The organism is Sphingobium sp. PNB, from assembly GCF_019873065.1.
Taxonomy (GTDB): Bacteria; Pseudomonadota; Alphaproteobacteria; order Sphingomonadales; family Sphingomonadaceae; genus Sphingobium; species Sphingobium fuliginis.
The window spans coordinates 16,498-32,943 of the sequence record NZ_JAINEZ010000060.1 but is presented as its reverse complement, the minus strand read 5'-3'; the positions used below and the strand labels follow the sequence as shown (position 1 = coordinate 32,943).

The 16,446-nt window shown below is 66.3% G+C and carries 22 protein-coding genes; 10 read left to right on the top strand and 12 right to left on the bottom strand.

What is annotated here, in order from left to right; translation table 11 throughout:
- Positions 1-265 precede the first annotated feature (265 nt).
- From gmk to K7W03_RS18390, 4 genes are all read right to left on the bottom strand, one after another.
- A complete protein-coding gene (gmk, locus tag K7W03_RS18405) occupies positions 266-931 on the bottom strand; it encodes a guanylate kinase (protein ID WP_025551753.1) in 666 nt (221 codons plus the stop codon).
- Positions 932-982: 51 nt separating this feature from the next.
- Entirely contained in the window at positions 983-1,324 is a 342-nt protein-coding gene (locus K7W03_RS18400) for a hypothetical protein (protein WP_044661854.1), read from the bottom strand.
- A 49-nt stretch (positions 1,325-1,373) separates the two neighbouring features.
- Positions 1,374-2,759 carry a class II fumarate hydratase gene (gene fumC, locus K7W03_RS18395; protein WP_222887000.1) on the bottom strand — a complete coding sequence of 462 codons (1,386 nt, stop codon included), beginning with the start codon at positions 2,757-2,759 and terminating at the stop codon, positions 1,374-1,376.
- Positions 2,760-2,826: 67 nt separating this feature from the next.
- On the bottom strand, positions 2,827-3,303 hold the full coding sequence (locus K7W03_RS18390; protein ID WP_044661853.1) for an SspB family protein: 477 nt from the start codon (positions 3,301-3,303) through the stop codon (positions 2,827-2,829).
- Positions 3,304-3,401: 98 nt separating this feature from the next.
- Here K7W03_RS18390 and hisB point away from each other — a divergent pair, with 98 nt between their 5' ends.
- The 7 genes from hisB to K7W03_RS18355 all read left to right on the top strand — a co-directional run bounded on the left by hisB (position 3,402) and on the right by K7W03_RS18355 (position 7,518).
- The gene (hisB, locus tag K7W03_RS18385; protein WP_025551758.1) at positions 3,402-3,989 is read left to right on the top strand and encodes an imidazoleglycerol-phosphate dehydratase HisB; all 588 of its coding nucleotides are present in this window, start codon (positions 3,402-3,404) and stop codon (positions 3,987-3,989) included.
- Entirely contained in the window at positions 3,986-4,603 is a 618-nt protein-coding gene (gene hisH / locus K7W03_RS18380) for an imidazole glycerol phosphate synthase subunit HisH (protein WP_025551759.1), read from the top strand. Before hisB ends, hisH begins: the two co-directional genes overlap by 4 nt.
- Positions 4,600-5,337, top strand: a complete 738-nt coding sequence (hisA, locus tag K7W03_RS18375; protein WP_044661852.1) for a 1-(5-phosphoribosyl)-5-[(5-phosphoribosylamino)methylideneamino]imidazole-4-carboxamide isomerase — start codon at positions 4,600-4,602, stop codon at positions 5,335-5,337. Before hisH ends, hisA begins: the two co-directional genes overlap by 4 nt.
- Complete coding sequence (gene hisF, locus K7W03_RS18370; RefSeq protein ID WP_044661851.1) at positions 5,334-6,098, top strand: imidazole glycerol phosphate synthase subunit HisF; 765 nt, start codon at positions 5,334-5,336, stop codon at positions 6,096-6,098. The genes hisA and hisF overlap by 4 nt, the downstream gene beginning before the upstream one ends.
- A 161-nt stretch (positions 6,099-6,259) precedes the next feature.
- Entirely contained in the window at positions 6,260-6,496 is a 237-nt protein-coding gene (locus tag K7W03_RS18365) for a PEP-CTERM sorting domain-containing protein (RefSeq protein WP_222887003.1), read from the top strand.
- 42 nt (positions 6,497-6,538) lie between these two features.
- Positions 6,539-6,859: a phosphoribosyl-ATP diphosphatase gene (locus tag K7W03_RS18360; RefSeq protein WP_025551765.1), complete on the top strand. Its 321-nt coding sequence runs from the start codon at positions 6,539-6,541 to the stop codon at positions 6,857-6,859.
- 77 nt (positions 6,860-6,936) lie between these two features.
- Positions 6,937-7,518, top strand: coding sequence for a hypothetical protein (locus tag K7W03_RS18355; RefSeq protein ID WP_048575361.1), 582 nt, complete (start codon positions 6,937-6,939; stop codon positions 7,516-7,518).
- 95 nt (positions 7,519-7,613) lie between these two features.
- On the opposite strand, the gene K7W03_RS18350 is transcribed toward K7W03_RS18355, so the two are convergent.
- Positions 7,614-8,519 (bottom strand): histone deacetylase, encoded by a 906-nt coding sequence (locus K7W03_RS18350; protein ID WP_222887002.1) that lies wholly within the window; start codon positions 8,517-8,519, stop codon positions 7,614-7,616.
- Between the two features lie 73 nt (positions 8,520-8,592).
- On the opposite strand from K7W03_RS18350, the gene K7W03_RS18345 reads away from it, so the two are divergent.
- The 3 genes from K7W03_RS18345 (at position 8,593) to K7W03_RS18335 (ending at position 11,140) form a co-directional block, all read left to right on the top strand.
- On the top strand, positions 8,593-10,047 hold the full coding sequence (locus K7W03_RS18345) for a L,D-transpeptidase family protein (protein WP_222886999.1): 1,455 nt from the start codon (positions 8,593-8,595) through the stop codon (positions 10,045-10,047).
- A 5-nt stretch (positions 10,048-10,052) separates the two neighbouring features.
- Positions 10,053-10,349 carry a hypothetical protein gene (locus K7W03_RS18340; RefSeq protein WP_222886998.1) on the top strand — a complete coding sequence of 99 codons (297 nt, stop codon included), beginning with the start codon at positions 10,053-10,055 and terminating at the stop codon, positions 10,347-10,349.
- Between the two features lie 110 nt (positions 10,350-10,459).
- The gene (locus tag K7W03_RS18335) at positions 10,460-11,140 is read left to right on the top strand and encodes a murein L,D-transpeptidase catalytic domain family protein (RefSeq protein ID WP_044663083.1); all 681 of its coding nucleotides are present in this window, start codon (positions 10,460-10,462) and stop codon (positions 11,138-11,140) included.
- 210 nt (positions 11,141-11,350) lie between these two features.
- Here K7W03_RS18335 and K7W03_RS18330 read toward each other — a convergent pair whose 3' ends face one another.
- From K7W03_RS18330 to crcB, 7 genes are all read right to left on the bottom strand, one after another.
- Positions 11,351-12,079, bottom strand: a complete 729-nt coding sequence (locus tag K7W03_RS18330; RefSeq protein WP_048575364.1) for a hypothetical protein — start codon at positions 12,077-12,079, stop codon at positions 11,351-11,353.
- Positions 12,080-12,171: 92 nt separating this feature from the next.
- Entirely contained in the window at positions 12,172-12,867 is a 696-nt protein-coding gene (locus K7W03_RS18325; protein ID WP_025550166.1) for an ATP12 family chaperone protein, read from the bottom strand.
- On the bottom strand, positions 12,864-13,121 hold the full coding sequence (locus tag K7W03_RS18320) for a hypothetical protein (RefSeq protein ID WP_025550167.1): 258 nt from the start codon (positions 13,119-13,121) through the stop codon (positions 12,864-12,866). Before K7W03_RS18320 ends, K7W03_RS18325 begins: the two co-directional genes overlap by 4 nt.
- Positions 13,118-13,807 carry an HAD-IA family hydrolase gene (locus tag K7W03_RS18315; RefSeq protein WP_025550168.1) on the bottom strand — a complete coding sequence of 230 codons (690 nt, stop codon included), beginning with the start codon at positions 13,805-13,807 and terminating at the stop codon, positions 13,118-13,120. Before K7W03_RS18315 ends, K7W03_RS18320 begins: the two co-directional genes overlap by 4 nt.
- Positions 13,804-14,406 (bottom strand): FMN-binding negative transcriptional regulator, encoded by a 603-nt coding sequence (locus tag K7W03_RS18310; protein ID WP_222886997.1) that lies wholly within the window; start codon positions 14,404-14,406, stop codon positions 13,804-13,806. Before K7W03_RS18310 ends, K7W03_RS18315 begins: the two co-directional genes overlap by 4 nt.
- Positions 14,403-15,722 (bottom strand): RluA family pseudouridine synthase, encoded by a 1,320-nt coding sequence (locus K7W03_RS18305; RefSeq protein ID WP_222886996.1) that lies wholly within the window; start codon positions 15,720-15,722, stop codon positions 14,403-14,405. Before K7W03_RS18305 ends, K7W03_RS18310 begins: the two co-directional genes overlap by 4 nt.
- On the bottom strand, positions 15,719-16,102 hold the full coding sequence (gene crcB, locus K7W03_RS18300; protein WP_048575370.1) for a fluoride efflux transporter CrcB: 384 nt from the start codon (positions 16,100-16,102) through the stop codon (positions 15,719-15,721). The genes K7W03_RS18305 and crcB overlap by 4 nt, the downstream gene beginning before the upstream one ends.
- Positions 16,103-16,446 lie beyond the last annotated feature (344 nt).

Below are 16,446 nucleotides of genomic sequence, written 5' to 3'. Positions count from 1 at the left end.
CAAAACCGACCAGAGCTTCTCTGCAATGATCTATCTCGCCGCAGCCATCATCAACTCACGATGAATCCCCACAAACCCTAGAGCGCGTTGCGTTAAATCGGACGCAGGCCGCGCGCTCCAAGCTTTTGTCGTCGCATCGTTTTAAACGCAAAACCGGTTCCCACTTTTGCGCACGATGCTCTGGCGATCATCCCCGGGCATGACCCGGCAGGATTGAAACCTGCCATGTTCCTGCCTTCGCAGGCGCATGGTACGTCCAAATCCCTCAATCTTCCTGATGATAGCGGCTGAGCCTGCGGATGAAGCCGATCAGACCCGTCTGGCGGCTGCGCTTCATGCGTTCGGCGTGCAGGATCGTCTGGACGCGCCGGAAGCAATCTTCCGCATCGACATTGCACAGGACATAATCATAGCCGTCCCAGTGCGCGATCTCTCCCGCCGCGCGGGCCATGCGGCCTTCGATCACCTCATTGCTGTCCGTCGCCCGACCGCGCAGGCGACGCTCCAGTTCCTCCATCGACGGCGGCAGGATGAACACCCGCACCACGTCACCGCCCGCAATCTGGTGGAGTTGCTGCGCACCCTGCCAATCGATGTCGAACAGAACGTCGCGGCCGGACTTCAGCATCGCCTCCACCGGAGCGCGGGGCGTGCCGTAGCGCTGCCCGAAGACATGCGCCCATTCCAGGAATTCGTGATCGGCGGTCATCCGCCGGAATTCCTCCAGATCGACGAAATGATAATCCTTGCCGTCGACCTCCCCCGGCCGCATCGGCCGCGTGGTCGCGGAAACCGACATGGCAAGATCCGGCTCCGCAGCCAGCAGCTTGCGCGCGATGGTGGATTTACCGGCGCCAGAGGGCGAGGAAAGAACGAACAGGACGCCGCGGCGCTTGAAATCGGGCGTCTCTATGGAGATGCTGTCGGCCATGGCCGCTCTTGGCGTCATGGACGGGATTTGGCAAGGGGGACTGTCGCGCCGTCAACCCTTGCGGGCCTTGCGCGCTTCCTCGATCAGGATCGGCGGCGGACTGCCGTCCGGCAGGGCCTTGACCTTGCGCTTGCGATCCGCCTCACGCTTCGCCTCATATACCTTTCCGGCCATATAGGCGCCCGTCACGAACAGCGTGCCCATGGGATGACGCATGATGAGCCGCTTGGCCCCCATGCCAGCCAGCAGGCCGATCACGCCCTTCTTGCCGGTATCGGCGGCCACCCGCGCCGCGACGACGGTCGCACCGACGCGGGCCGCCTTTCGGAGCAGCCCGTCCTTGCGGGGCGGGCGGACGGCGATCAGCGGCTGGGCGGGCGATTTTTTCCTCATGGGACATCAATGTACCGCAGCGCGACCGGTTCCACCATGCCGATGTGGATCAGACCATATTTTCGGGCCGGACAAGCCGGTCGAAGCTTTCCCCATCGACCAACCCCAATTGCAGGCCCGCCTCCTTCAGCGTCAGCCCTTCGGCATGGGCGTGTTTCGCGATCCTGGCGGCATTGTCATAGCCGATTTCGGGCGCGAGCGCGGTGACCAGCATCAGCGACCGGTCGACCAGCTCGGCAATCCGCCTCTCATTCGCCTCCAGCCCGTCGACGCAGCGTTCTGCGAAACTATCCATGCCGACGCTGAGCAGATGGATAGACCGCAGCACCGCCGCGCCGATCATCGGCTTGAAGACATTGAGTTCCAGATGCCCCTGAAGGCCGCCGACCGTCGCCGCCTGATGATTGCCGATGACCTGCGCGGCGACCATGGTCAGCATCTCGCACTGGGTGGGATTGACCTTCCCGGGCATGATCGAACTGCCCGGTTCATTGGCCGGCAGGTCGAGTTCGCCAAGGCCCGAGCGCGGGCCGCTGCCCAGCAGGCGGATGTCGTTGGCGATCTTGGTCAGCGCCACTGCCAGCGTCGCCAGGGTGGAGGACAGGTGCACCAGCGGATCGTTGGAGGCGAGCGCCTCGAACTTGTTGTCGGCGGTCCGGAACGGCAGGCCGGTCAGCGCCGCGATTTCCTTCGCCACCGCCACGTCGAAGCCCGCGGGCGCGTTGAGGCCGGTGCCGACCGCCGTGCCGCCCTGCGCCAGCGCCATCATGCCGTGCATGACCGCCGGCTCGATCCGCTTGCGGCTGCGGTAGAGTTGATGGGCGTAGCCGGAAAATTCCTGGCCCAGCGTCAGCGGCGTCGCGTCCTGCAGATGGGTGCGGCCGATCTTCACGATGCCCTCCCACGCCTTCGCCCTGGCGTCTAGGGCGGCGTGGAGCCGGTCGAGCGCCGGGAACAGGGCCGCCGTGGCGGCCCGCGCCGCCGCAATGTGCAGGGCGGTCGGGAAGCTGTCATTGGACGACTGGCCCATATTCACATGGTCGTTGGGGTGGACCGGGCTCTTGCCGCCGCGCTTGCCGGTCAGGGCCTCATTGGCGACGCCCGCGATCACCTCATTGACGTTCATGTTGGATTGGGTGCCGCTGCCGGTCTGCCAGATGACGAGCGGGAACTGGTCGTCATGGTTGCCCGCGACGACCTGCGCCGCCGCCGCCTCGATTGCATCCGCCAGGTCCGAATCGAGTCCGTGTCCTCGATTGACCCGCGCCGCCGCCTGCTTCACGATGGCCAGCGCGTGGACGATGCCGATCGGCATGCGTTCTCCGGGGCCGAAGGGGAAATTCTCGATGCTCCGCTGGGTCTGCGCGCCCCAATAGGCGCTGGCGGGCACTTCTATGGCGCCGATGCTGTCGGTTTCGGTGCGGCTGTCGTTCAAGTCGGGCACTCCCATGATGTCGCCGGAGTGCCGTCAATCTGGGGAGCCCCCGCCCCTGTTTCCAGCCTTATTTCTTCTTGCCGAAGTCCACGGTCACGACATTGGAGCCGTCCTCCGTCGTCACCTGCGGCGCGTCATTTTCCGCCTCTTCATGCGGTTCGGGCGCAATGTCGGCCTGCGCCTGGAACTGGAGCGCGAAATTCACCGCCGGATCGACGAAGGCCGTGATCGCGGCGAAGGGAATATGCAGATGCGCCGCCACCTGGTTGAAGGTCAGGCTGACCCCGAAGGCGTCGTCGCTGACCTTCAGGTCCCAGAATTTGTTCTGGAGGACGATGGTCATTTCGTCGGGGAAGCGTTCGACCAGATGGCGCGGAATATCGACTCCGGCTGCCTGCGTCTTGAACGTGATGTAGAAATGATGCGCGCCGGGAAGGCCGCCCGTCCGTTCGATTTCCCCTAGCACGCGGCCGACGACGGCGCGCAGGGCCTCCTGCACGATTTCGTCATAGGGAATCAGGCTGTCGGGCAGGTCGTCGCTCATGCGCCAATGTCCTAACGGCGCGGCGGCGCGGGTCAAGTGCGCGGTATAGGTGCAACGCCACATTGCAACGGCCGTCCACTTCGTTATAGGGCGCTGCCATGCGCACGGCCGACATTCACCGCAACACTGCGGAAACGCAGATCGACGTGACCGTCAACCTGGACGGCACCGGCATCTACACCGTTTCGACGGGCATCGGTTTCCTGGATCACATGATCGAGCAACTGTCGCGTCACTCGCTGATCGACATGGACGTGAAGACCGTCGGCGACCTGCATGTGGACCAGCATCACACGACCGAGGACACGGCCATCGCCATTGGCGAGGCGGTGGCGAAGGCGCTGGGCGACAAGCGCGGCATTTCCCGCTACGGCAGCGTCTATTCCCCGATGGACGAGACGCTGACCCGCGTGTCGCTGGACATTTCGGGACGCCCCTGGCTGGTGTTCAAGGTGGACTTCACCGTGCAGCGCATCGGGGAATGGGACAGCGAGATGGTGGAGCATTTCTTCCACAGCTTCGCCCAGGCCGCCGGGATCACGCTGCACATCGAAAATCTCTACGGCAGCAACAACCATCATATCGTCGAAAGCTGCTTCAAGGGCCTTGCCCGCGCGTTGCGGCAGGCGGTGGAGATCGACCCGCGCAAGGCCGACGCCATTCCTTCGACCAAGGGAATGCTGTGACCGCGCTTGCCCTGATCGACTATGGCGCGGGCAACCTTCATTCGGTGCACAACGCCCTGCGCAAGGCGGGGGCGGACGACGCCGTCATCACCGCCGATCCGGATGTCGTGGCAGGGGCAGACCGCATCGTCCTGCCGGGCGTCGGCGCCTTCCGCGCCTGCCGCGATGCCCTGGTCGCGATTCCCGGCATGGTGGAGGCGATGAACGAGGCCGTCCGCCAGCGCGGCGTCCCCTTTCTGGGCGTGTGCGTGGGCATGCAGTTGCTGGCCGATGCGGGGGAAGAGTTCGGCCGGCACGAGGGGCTGGGCTGGATAGGCGGCACCGTCCGGCTGATCGAGCCGCGCGATCCGGCGATCAAGGTGCCGCACATGGGCTGGAACGACGTGGCCCTGCGCGGCACGCCTCCGCTGCTGGAAGCGGGTGAGGCCTACTTCCTGCACAGCTATCATTTCGAAGCCGCCGACCCGGCGCATGTCGCCGCCGTCACCGATCATGGCGGGCCGCTGGTCGCGGCGGTGGCGCGCGACACCATCATCGGCTGTCAGTTTCACCCGGAAAAGAGCCAGAGCTATGGCCTTTCCTTCCTGTCCCGTTTTCTGGATTGGCGTCCATGAGCCTGATCGTTTTCCCCGCCATCGACCTCAAGGGCGGCCAGGTCGTGCGCCTGGCCGAAGGCGACATGAACCGCGCCACCGTCTATGGCGACAATCCCGCCGCCCAGGCGATATTGTTCGCGGAAGCGGGCGCGCAGCATCTGCATGTGGTCGATCTGGACGGCAGCTTCGCGGGCCATGCGGTCAATGCCGAAGCGGTCGAGGCCATTGTGGCGGCCTTTCCCGGCCATGTGCAGCTGGGCGGGGGCATCCGCAACCGGGAGGCGGTGGAGCGCTGGTTCGACCTGGGCGTGTCGCGCATCGTCATCGGCACGGCGGCTCTGAAGGACCCGGGCTTCGTCAAGGCGGCGGCACGGGACTTCCCCGGCGGGATCGTGGTGGCGGTGGATGCGCGGGACGGCTTCGTCGCGACGGACGGCTGGGCGGAGAAGTCCGACATGCCGGTGGTCGACCTTGCCCGCCGGTTCGAGGATGCGGGCGTCGCCAGCCTGCTGTTCACCGATGTCGGCCGCGACGGCCTGCTCAAGGGCTGCAACATCGATGCGACCGTCGATCTGGCCCGCGCCACGGACATTCCGGTGATCGCCAGCGGCGGCGTCGCGGGGATCGCGGACATCCGGGTGCTGAGCCTGCATGCCGACGAGGGCATTGAAGGCGTGATCACGGGCCGCGCGCTCTATGACGGGCGGCTGGACCTGAAGGCGGCGCTGGCGGTGGCGCAGGCGGCCGCATGACCGTCCGCACCCGCGTCATCCCCTGCCTGGACGTCGCCAATGGCCGCGTGGTCAAGGGCGTGAACTTCATCGATCTGCGCGACGCGGGCGATCCGGTCGAGCAGGCGAAGATTTACGACGCGGCGGGCGCGGATGAACTCTGCTTCCTGGACATCACCGCCACGCATGAGGCGCGCGGCACGATCATCGACGTGGTTCGGCGCACGGCGGAGGTCTGCTTCATGCCGGTGACGGTGGGTGGGGGCGTGCGCAGTCCGGAGGATGCCCGCGCCCTGCTGCTCGCGGGTGCGGACAAGGTCGCGGTGAACAGCGCGGCCGTCACCCGGCCCGAGGTGGTGGCGGACATCGCCGACCGCTTCGGCAGCCAGTGCGTCGTCGGCTCGGTCGATGCGCGGCGGGTGGGCGATGGCCGCTGGGAAATCTTCACCCATGGCGGCCGCAAGCCGACCGGCATCGATGCGCTGGAGCATGCGGTGCGGCTTGCCCAACTGGGCGCGGGCGAACTGCTGGTCACGTCCATGGACGGCGATGGGACCAAGGCGGGCTATGACCTTGCCCTTACCCGCGCCATTGCCGATGCGGTTTCGGTTCCGGTCATCGCCAGCGGCGGCGTCGGGACGCTCGATCATCTGGTCGAAGGCGTGGTGGAAGGCCATGCCAGCGCGGTGCTCGCGGCGTCCATATTTCATTTCGGTCAACATAGCATTGCTGAAGCGCATCAGGCGCTGGCGGCCGCCGGCATTGCGGTCCGGACCGCCTGACCGACCCGATTCCGCCGAAAAGCGTCGGTTGCCTTTACATTAACCCAGATCGGCAGGCCCATGTTAACCATGATGGCCCCGTTCCGCCTCCAATTAATGGAACTGGCACGGTGCCTGCACCTCTTCCCGCACCTGACTCAATCAACAGCGGGGTGAAGATGATGAATGTGAACAAGCTGTTTCTGGTTGCTGGCGTGGCCGCTCTGATGGGCGCGGCGGCTCCGGCGGAAGCGACCTGGTGCTGGGGCAAGAAATGCGGCGGCTCCAGCAGCTCGGGCGGTTCCTCGTCCGGCGGCACGCCGACGCCGGTGCCCGAACCGGAGCAGATGGCGCTGTTCGGCCTTGGCGCCGCGGTGCTGGGCGCGCGGGTTTTCGTCGCCCGCCGCAAGCGCAAGTAAGTTTTCGTTTGACGGTTTGCGCGCGTGGCGCTTGATGGCGCCATGCGCGCGACCCTTTTTAATCTTGAACGGACCATCCGCCAGCGGCGGCAGGCCGATCCCGATCAATCCTATGTGGCCAAGCTGACCGCCAGGGGACGCGGCAAGATCGCCCAGAAGCTGGGCGAAGAGGCCGTGGAGACGGTGATCGCCGCCATGGCGGCGGACCGCGAAGGCGCGATCGGCGAAAGCGCAGACCTGCTGTTCCATCTGCTGGTGCTGCTGGCCGACCTCGACATCGCGCTGGACGATGTGCTGGACGAACTCGACCGGCGCGAGGGCGTGTCGGGGATCGCGGAAAAGGCGTCGCGCAAGGGCGATTAAGCGCCCTTCCCGGAAAGATATTGCCGTTCCGGCGTTTGTCCGTCAGCCTCTCGATCTTTGAGAGGACAGGAGGGCATATGTTCAAGACCCTGTTGGGCGGCCTGATCGGCGGCGTCGCCATGTATCTCGTCGGCTTCCTCTTCTGGGGGACGCCGCTGAGCGCGCTCGCCTTTCATCGCGCGGAGTCCGCCGCCGGCAGCAATTTGCAGGCGGCCCTGGCGCAGGCGCTGACGCCGTCGGGCACCGGCGTCTATGTGATTCCCGACCCGGCGACCGCGCAGGGCACCATCCTCTATGGCAAGGGGCCGGTCGCCACGGTCTTCTACAACAATAGCGGATTTCCGGTGACCGATGCCGGGGCGCTGATCGGCGGCCTGATCCTGGCGCTGGTCGTCGGCATCGTCATTGCGCTGATGCTGCGGATCGTGAGCGGCGATCTGGCTGGACGGGCGAGAGCGACGGTCCTGTTCGCGCTGGCGGCCGTGCTGTGGCTACATATCGGGCAAGCGGTGTTCAACCATGCGCCCTGGGGCTATATACTTTATCTGGCCTTCAGCGATTTCGCGGCGCTGGTCGCGGCAGGACTGGTCGCGGCAAAAATCATGGAGAGCAGGCAGGCCGCCGGTTCCGACGCCACGGGGGAGGCAACGCTGCATTAAGCGCGGAAGGAGGCTTGCCGACTTTCCGCTTTCCTTGCTGAACAGACAAATGGCTCGTGAGAGCCTTCGCAGGAACATGGCGCGCTCAGCGGCAGCTATCGGCCATCACCCGCCTCTTCCGCCAGGCGGATCATGCAATCGGCGTGGCGCCGGGCGATGGCCATTCGGTCTTCGCCATAGCCGCCGCCCATGGTGCTGGCGAGCGGGATGCCGCGGCGGCGGGCGGCGCGCATCACGGCGCGGTCGCGGCGGTCCAGCCCGGCATCGCTCAGCGCCAAGCGGCCGAGGCGATCGTCTTCATGCGGGTCGACCCCGGCCTGGTAGAGGATCAGATCAGGCCGGAAATCGTCGAGCACGGGCGGGAGGGCCCTCATCAGCGCCTCCATATAAGCCTCGTCGCCCGTGCCGTCGGGCAGGCCGATGTCGAGCGTCGAGCGGGCCTTGCGCACGGGGAAGTTGCGGTCCGCATGGATGGACAGGGTGAATATGTCCCCACGCCCGCCGGTCAGCACGGCCGTGCCGTCGCCCTGATGCACGTCGAGGTCGAGGATCAATATCCGGTGCGCATCCCCCTCCGCGATCAGCCGGTTGGCAGCGATGGCAAGATCGTTGAACACGCAATATCCCGCGCCGCTGCCGGGCAGTGCATGATGGCTGCCGCCCGCCGCATTCGCCGCATAGCCATGGCGCATGGCGAGCCGCGCCGCCAGCCATGTGCCGCCGGGCGACAGCATCGAACGGCGCGCCACCCGCTCCGTCACCGGAAATCCGATCCGTCTTTCCTTTTCGCGCGGCACGGTCTGCGTCGCGACCTGCTCGACATAATCGGGGTCGTGGACCGCCTCTATCCAGACGCGCGGCATGGGGGCGGGTTCATGCACGGTAAAGGGTGCGGCCGCCATGGTCAGCGCCTCCATCACCAGCCCATATTTGTCGAAGCGAAAGGAACTGCCCGCTGTTGCCGGAGAGACATAGGCCGGATGGTGAACGACGTGCAGCATCATCTTTTCCGCTATCTTCGAGTTTGAACGATGCGGGCTTTGCGCTATCTGGTCCAGCATGAACCGTCCTGAAATGATCCGTTTTTCCGTAATTTCCCTGCTGGGCGCCATCGCGGTGCCGGCGGTGGCGCAACCGCCGGCCGTCGCACCGACCATGCCCGCCCCGTCGGCGCAGCCCCCCGCCCCGCAGGTCATCCTGCCTCCGGCCATGGTGACGCCGCCGCCCGTGCCGCTGCCGCAACCCTCGGCAGCGCAGGAAAAATGGCTGAACGAGTGGCTGAAGGGCGGCGCGGTCCAAGGGTTGATGGCGCGCGCCAGGGCGACCGGAGAACTGAAGGGAGAGGCGCTTCTGTCCGCCGTGCTGGACCGGGCGAAGGCGCTCAGCACCGGGCGCGTGGATACCGCCGACTTCCTGGAGATCTGGGCGTTGCGCCCGGCGCGGTTCGATCCCCGGCCCGGCCTGGCCAAGGCGATCAGCGAGGACCGGCTGCCGCAATGGGCGCTCAGCCTGACGCCGCCCTATGCCGGCTATGACGGGCTGCGCAAGGGGCTCGCCAATTACGAACGCATTCGCGATGCGGGCGGCTGGCCCACCCTCACCGCGCAATCCTCCCCCGATGCCGTGCGGGCGCGCATCGCCATAGAGGACAAGAGCGTCACGCCCGGCGAAAAGCTGGTCGATGTGCTGCAACGGGCGCAGCGGCGCTATGGCCTCAACCCCACCGGCCTGCTGGACGCCCGGACGCTCAGGGAGCTGAACGTGCCGGTGGATGATCGCATCGCCGCGATCATGGCGAATATGGAACGCTGGCGCTGGATGCCGCGCGAATTGCCGGTCAACCGGGTGCAGGTGAATATCGCCGCCGCCGTGCTGACGGTGTTCGAGGGCGACCAGCCGGTGACGTCGATGCGCGCGGTGACGGGCTCGCCGGACAATGCGACACCGATGCTGTCGTCCAGCATCCATTCGATCGTGGTCAACCCGCCGTGGAACGTCCCCTCCTCCATCGCGAAGCGCGAATTGTGGCCAAAGGGGCGCGCGACACTGATCCGGCAGGGGTACAAGATCGTCGGCACGCCGGAAACCGGAGAGCGGATCGTGCAGCCCGCCGGCCCGAACAGCGCGCTTGGCCGGTTGAAGTTCGACTTCAACAATCCCTTCGCCGTCTACCTGCACGACACGCCGTCGCGGGCAAAGTTTTCGAGCTATGACCGGCTGGCCAGCCATGGCTGCATCCGCCTGGAAAAGCCCGTCCCGCTGGCGGAGCTGATGGTGGCGGGCAATCCCGACCTTGCAGGCAAGATCCAGTCGCTGATCGATGCAGGCAAGACCCAGCGGGTGTCGCTGCCCAAGGAAGTGGCGGTGTACCTGCTTTACTGGACCGCCTTCGCCAGCAATAACGGGACGATGAGCTTCCGTTCCGACCCCTATGGCTGGGACAAGCTGCTGGCGGCGAAGATCGAGGCGTCCAGCCGCCGCGTCGACCCGACCGCCGCGCCCGCCACCTCCATCGCATCCAAGGACTGATCTTCATGCGCAAATTCGCCCTTATCGCCCTTGCCGGGACGCTTGCCCTCGCCGCCTGCGGCAAGAAGGAGGAAGAGGCGCCCGCGACCAACAATCTGGTCGAGCCGCCGGTCGAAAATGTGATCGAGGAGGAACCGGTGGCCCCCGCTCCCGAGCCGGGCAACAATGCGGCCGCGCCGGAACCTGCGCCGCCGCCGCGCATTTCCGAACAGCAGCAGATCGAGGACGACGCCGCCGCGACAGGCATGACGGCGCGCCTTGGCCAGGACGGCGCAGACGAAGGCGCGAACGCCACCGAATAGGGGCCCGCGCCATCGGCCGGAGTCTTCCCGCCCCGGAAAGGAGGCGGGACGGCGGCGGCGATCCTGCGCCGCCCTTGGACTGGCGCTGCTCCTTTGCTATATTGCGATTCATGGATCGTCGTAGTTTTACCAAGCTCGCTTTGAGCGGGCTGGCATTTTCGTTTCTTGCCGACAGTGCCGGGCGGGCCGCTCCGCTGGGCGAAACGCAGCCACAGCCGGCAGTTCCTCCCGCACCGCGTCCGGCTTCGCCGGGGCCGCTCGCGACCCAGCCCTATGCGAAACTGCTGGAGCGGGCAAAGGCCGCGCTGGACCAGCATGGGCATATGTTCACCCTGCGGGACCGGGTGGCGCTGGCCGATTTCAATGCGCCGTCGCGCGAATTGCGCTTCCATGTGGTCGACCTGATCGGCGGGCAGGCAAGTTCCTATCTGGTTGCCCATGGCCGCGGTTCCGACCCCGAGCATTCGGGATGGCTCCACAGCTTTTCCAATGAACCCAATTCACTGGCGAGCAGTTCGGGCGCTTTCAAGACCGGCGAAATCTATGAGGGCCAGCATGGCCGGGCGATGCGCCTGGCCGGGCTCGATCCACAGAACAACAATGCGGAGATGCGCGCCATCGTCGTGCATGGCGCGGACTATGTCAGCGAGAACCATATCGCGACCTGGGGCAAGATCGGCCGCAGCGAGGGCTGTTTCGCGCTTGCCCGCCATATGCTGCCGCAATTCATCGGCCTGATGGGGCCGGGGCGGCTGCTCTATGCCGACAAGATCATGGGCCTGACGGCTTAGGCGCAGAGCGTTACCTGTCCCGTTCGCACAGGGTCGGACAGGTTGAAACATGGCGTGCTCCCGCCTTCGCGGGGGCAGGTTCACCGTTGGACAAATAGGGCGTCGTGCGCAAAAGTGGGAATCGGTTTTGCGTTTAAAACGATGCGACAACAAAAGCTTGGAGCGCGCGGCCTGCGTCCGATTTAACGCAGCGCGCTCTAAATAGCGGCGTCAGCCGGCCTTGGCGCCCGTCATCGCCTCGATAGAGGGCTTGTTCATTGCATCGATGGTGCCGTCGCTCAGCATCGCCTTGCCCATTTTCAGCGCTTCGGCGGACAGGGCCGGGTCGTTGCCAGTCTGGCTGACCCCGATCAGCGCGGATAGCAGGATGTTCCGGGACACTGCGTCCCCGGCCTTTTCCGCGACGGACCTGCGCGCGAGGGTCAGCGCCTCCTGATAGAGGGGATCGGCCCCGGTCCTGTCATTGCCGGCCAGCTTCTGATTGCCCATCTGGATCAAGATGCCGGCGAAGATATTGCGGCTGGCGGCATCGGCGGGCTTTGCCTCCACCAGCTTGCGCCAATGGGGCGCGGATTCGGTGTAGAGCGCGATCACCCTGTCCATCCTGCCCAACGCGCCCTGCGCCGCCGCATCGGCGTAAAGCGCGTTGGCGAGGAAATTCACATTTTCGATCCTGGCGGGGTCGAGCTCCACGGCCGTGCGGATAGCGGGCAGTGCGGCTTCATATTTCGCGGCGGCGGCGGCATTGTCGCCGGCCTGCTGCGCGGTCTGTCCCGCGGTGAAATCAGTGACCGCCCGGTTGAAGGCCGCGATCTGTTCCGAACTCATCCGACCGGCGGCGGGAGCCGCCTGCCCCGCCTGCTGGGCAAGCGCCGGGGCCGCCAGCGCCAGCGGCGCGGACAGGGCGATCAGGACGAAAAGAGAAAAACGGGGCGGCAAAATGGAGCACTCCTCGGTCTTGCGAAAAAAGCGGGCTTCGGGGCCGCCCGCCTGTCGATATTGAACGAAGACGCTGCGCCATTCCCACCCGGTCAGGCGCGGGCCATCTCGCAAAAGGCTCGGGCCATGGCAAATTCGTTCCTGCGCTGCGCCGACCGGGCGGCGGCTTCCTTGTCCTCGCCCCATTGTTCGACTTCCCAGGCTTCGTCGATTTCGGACGCCGTCCAGATCAGGTCGGCGTCATGCCCGCCCTCCACCACCGCCAGACCGCAGACGAGCGAGCCGGACAGCGTCACCAGCGTCGATAGCCCCGCCAGGGTGAAAGGGTCGAGAACCGCCACGGCAGCCGCCAGCCGCTCCAGCGTTTCGGTCGGCTGGGCCACCGGAACGATGCCCTGCGTCACCCGGAACGCGACGTCGTAGCGGGTCGTCGCCCATTCCAGCAGCGGGTCCCAGGCCGCGGCCTCTCGAGCGATCAGTTCGGCCGGCCCCTCCGCACGATAGCAGAGCAGATCGCTTTCGGCATAGCGGGCGATGCCTGCGGCAAAACTCCCGCTATTGGGCGCGATCTGGTCTATGGCGCCGTTGGCGAGCCCGGTGAACGGCATGGATCGGGGGTCGACCGTGTCGCCCTGCGCGCGCCATTCTTCGGCGATCGCCTCTGCAAGCCCCTGGGTGGGCAGCGCCAGCGGCGCGCGGGCGGGCGTGCGGACCGGGCGGCCGTCGAGGCGGATTTCGAAACCGGATTCAACCGCGACGACGGCGGCATCCTGGTAGAAGCGTTTCATGATTGCGGCGGTTTCCTGAACAGCGCGAGCAGCAGGCGCGGGACGATGACGAACTGGAACAGGCCGACGATGACGAAGATCGCGCCCATCGCCTTCGCCTTGTTCCCCTGCACCCAATGGAAGCGCTGCATCAGCACCAGGAAGCCGAACATCACCAGCAGCGCGCCCGACAGGCGGAACAGGCCGAGCGCGAAGAAACGCTGGCGGGCGACCTTTTCCGGGTCGGTGGGAGGAACGGGCGGCATGTCGGTCATCGGGAGCGGCTGTCGGACGAAGGGACATGGGGGGCGTGGATATGGCCGCGCAGCTCCGCGCTGTCCATGGCGACGCTGTGTGCGCCGGCGTCCATCAGATCCTGCGGCGTGTGATAGCCCCAGCCCACGCCCAGCGCCCGCGTGCCGGCAGACAGCGCCATGTCGATGTCGAAGCTGGTGTCGCCGATCATCACCGTGCTTTCCGGTGTCGCTCCTGCTTCGGCCATGGCCGTCAGCAGCATGGAGGGATGCGGCTTCGACGGATGGCGGTCGGCGGTCTGCAACGTCACGAAATGGGCGTGGATGCCATGATGGGTGAGGCAAAGTTGCAGGCCGCGGTCCGATTTGCCGGTGGCGACGCCCAGCAGCCAGCCATCGGCATCCAGTTCGCGGATCAGTTCGGCAATGCCGGGATAGAGCGGTTCCGACACCGCATTTTCGCGGCGAAGCTGCTGGAAGGCCAGCTTGTAGCTTTCCGACAGATGATCGTGATAATCGGCCTCCGCATCCGGCAGGAGCCGCGCCATGGCGAGCGGGAGCGACAGGCCGACGACCGACAGGATCGTCGCGCGGTCCGGCGCCACCAGCTTCTCGCCCTCGAACGCGCGGACCATGGCCGTGCAGATGCTGTGCTGGCTGTCGACCAGCGTGCCGTCGCAATCGAATACGGCAAGGCGATTGCTCATGACAGCGTCGCCCGCATGAGGGTGGACATGGCGGCATCGCCTCTGGTCGCGAGAGCGTCCGCCACGGCGATGCGCGCGGATTCCGGCTTGTCCTGTCCCAGCTTCATCGTGCCTTCCATCGCATGCACGGCGATCTCAAAGCCGATCAGGCCCGTCATCACACGCTCGAACAGCCCCTCGCTCATCTTCTCGCGGGTCCAGACCGGTTTCGGCAGGAGGCGGCTTTCCTGATCGTTCGACAGCGCGTCGAGATGGGCGACGGTCTGCTCATGGTCCAGCCTGCGCATGACGCCCCGCAATTCCGCCGACTGGTAGTTCCAGGTCGGCACCTTGTCGGGCATGCCGTACCAGTCGGGGCTGATATAATGATGGGCGCCGGTCACGACGATCAGCGCTTCCTGACCGTCCAGGTGGCGGACGATGGGATTGGCGCGGTGGAGGTGAAGGCCGACATGCCGCTCGTCCCTCCAGACGAGCGGCAGATGGACGACATGCTGGCGGTCCGGTGCGGCCACGCAGAGCAGGCCGAAGCCCACCTCCGCGACGAATGCGCGGATCGCGGCTTCGTCCCGCCAGCGATAAGGCGCGCCGGGCGTCATTTCCTGCGCGGCCCTCCACCCGAACCGCGGGCGCGCCGTTCGCCCTTGCGGCCCTTGCGGATCTGCTTGGCATGAGCGCGGGCGGCCTTCTTCTCATCCTCCCGCGTGGGCGCGCGGGCGACCTCCTCGTCCAGCGGCAGGTCGCCGGCGGAGAGGTCGAAGCCCAGCGAGGCAAGGCTGGCGGCGAAATGCTCGGGCAGTTCGGCCCGCACGTCGACCCGGCCGCCATCGGGATGATCGACCCGGATGCGGCGGGCGTGAAGATGCATCTTGCGGCTGATCGTGCCGCTCAGAAAGGCGTCCTTGCCGCCATATTTGCCGTCCCCGAGGATGGGATGGCCGATTGCCGCCATATGGACGCGCAACTGGTGGGTCCGGCCGGTATAGGGTTGCAGTTCGACCCAGGCGGCGCGATTGCCCGCGCGTTCGATCACGCGATAGCGCGAGCGGGAAGGAAGCCCCTCTTCCTCATCGACATGCATTTTCTCGCCGCCGGTGCCGGGCTGCTTGGCGATGGGCAGTTCGATCATGCCATCCTCGATGGAGGGCACGCCCATCACGATGGCCCAATAGACCTTGCGCGCCGTGCGGCTGGAGAAGGCCTTGGCGAAGAAGGCGGCCGACCGCGCGGTGCGCGCGACGAGCAGCGCGCCGGACGTGTCCTTGTCCAGCCGGTGGACGAGCTTGGGCCGCTGGTCGAGGTCGAACTCCAGCGCATCAAGCAGGCCGTCGACATGATCGTCCGTCTTGGTGCCGCCCTGCGTGGCGAGGCCGGGCGGTTTGTTGATGACGATGGCTTGCGCGTCGCGATGGATGACGAGCCCCTGGGCGAAGGCCGCCTGATCGTCCGTCAGTAGCGGACGAACGCGTTTGGGCTTCGCGGTTTCGGGAGCCTTGGGCTCGGCGGGGGGCACGCGGATGGTCTGGCCCTCCGCGATGCGGTCGCCCGGCGCGGCGCGGGCGCCATCCACGCGCAACTGGCCGGTGCGCGCCCAGCGCGAGACGGTGTTGAAGCCGATGTCAGGCAGATGCCGCTGGAACCAGCGGTCGAGCCGGATGCCGTCGTCATCCGCCGCCACGCGGAATTGCCGCACGTCGAGCGACACGCCCTTCGCCGGAGAGGAGGAGGCGGACCGGGCAGCAGTCTTTGCCGCAGGCGTTTTGGCGGCGGGCGTTTTGACAGGAGGCCGGGCAGCGGGCTTAGGCGCATCCGGCTTGCGGGCGCGAGCCGCCTTGGCCGCGCCGCGCGCCCGCCCCTGGGGCGCTGCGCCGGGCTTGCGGGGGCCGGTGGGTTTGCCGGGAGGACGGCCCTTCATGCGACGCTCCTCATGACGGCCAGGCCGCCGGCCAGCGCGCCCACGGCGCCGATGACGGAAAGGACCGCATAGCCCAGCGCCATGCCCGGCTGCCCCCGCTCCATCATCAGCACGGTTTCCAGGCTGAAGGAGGAAAAGGTCGTGAAGCCGCCCAGCAGACCGACGGCAAGCAGCAGCCGGATCGGTTCGCCCCCCGTCATATTGAAGCGGGCCAGCCATCCGGCGAACAGGCCCATGGCGAAACCGCCGATGATATTCGCGCCGAATGTTCCCCAGGGCCACAGGGCGCCAGGGAATATCTGGATAGCGAGACGCCCGAGCAGGTAGCGCAAGGCCGATCCGACGGCGCCTCCTGCCATGACGAGAAGAATATTGGTCATGCCGCCCGCCCTAGAGCATTTTTGCAAGGCTTGGGAAGCGGTCATTGGCCGGGGGATGAAGGTCGCGCTGATGAAGTGGACGGCCGCGGGGGCTAGAGCCAATCGACATTCAGAAGATGACGAGCCGAAAATGGTGGTTTTCCGTGACCCGGAGCGCAGCCTACTCAAAGTAGGTGAGCACCGGAAGCACGGAAAAGCGTCATTTGCAGGCCGTCAGAGCTGAATGTCGATTGGCTCTAGGGGGCGGTTAGGGGACATCAAGCCCCTTCCCTCCAGGTCCAGACAAGGCAAGTGGCTGGTTTGAAGGGGTGGAGTGGAGCAGTGCCGCTGTTCCCCCCTTCCAA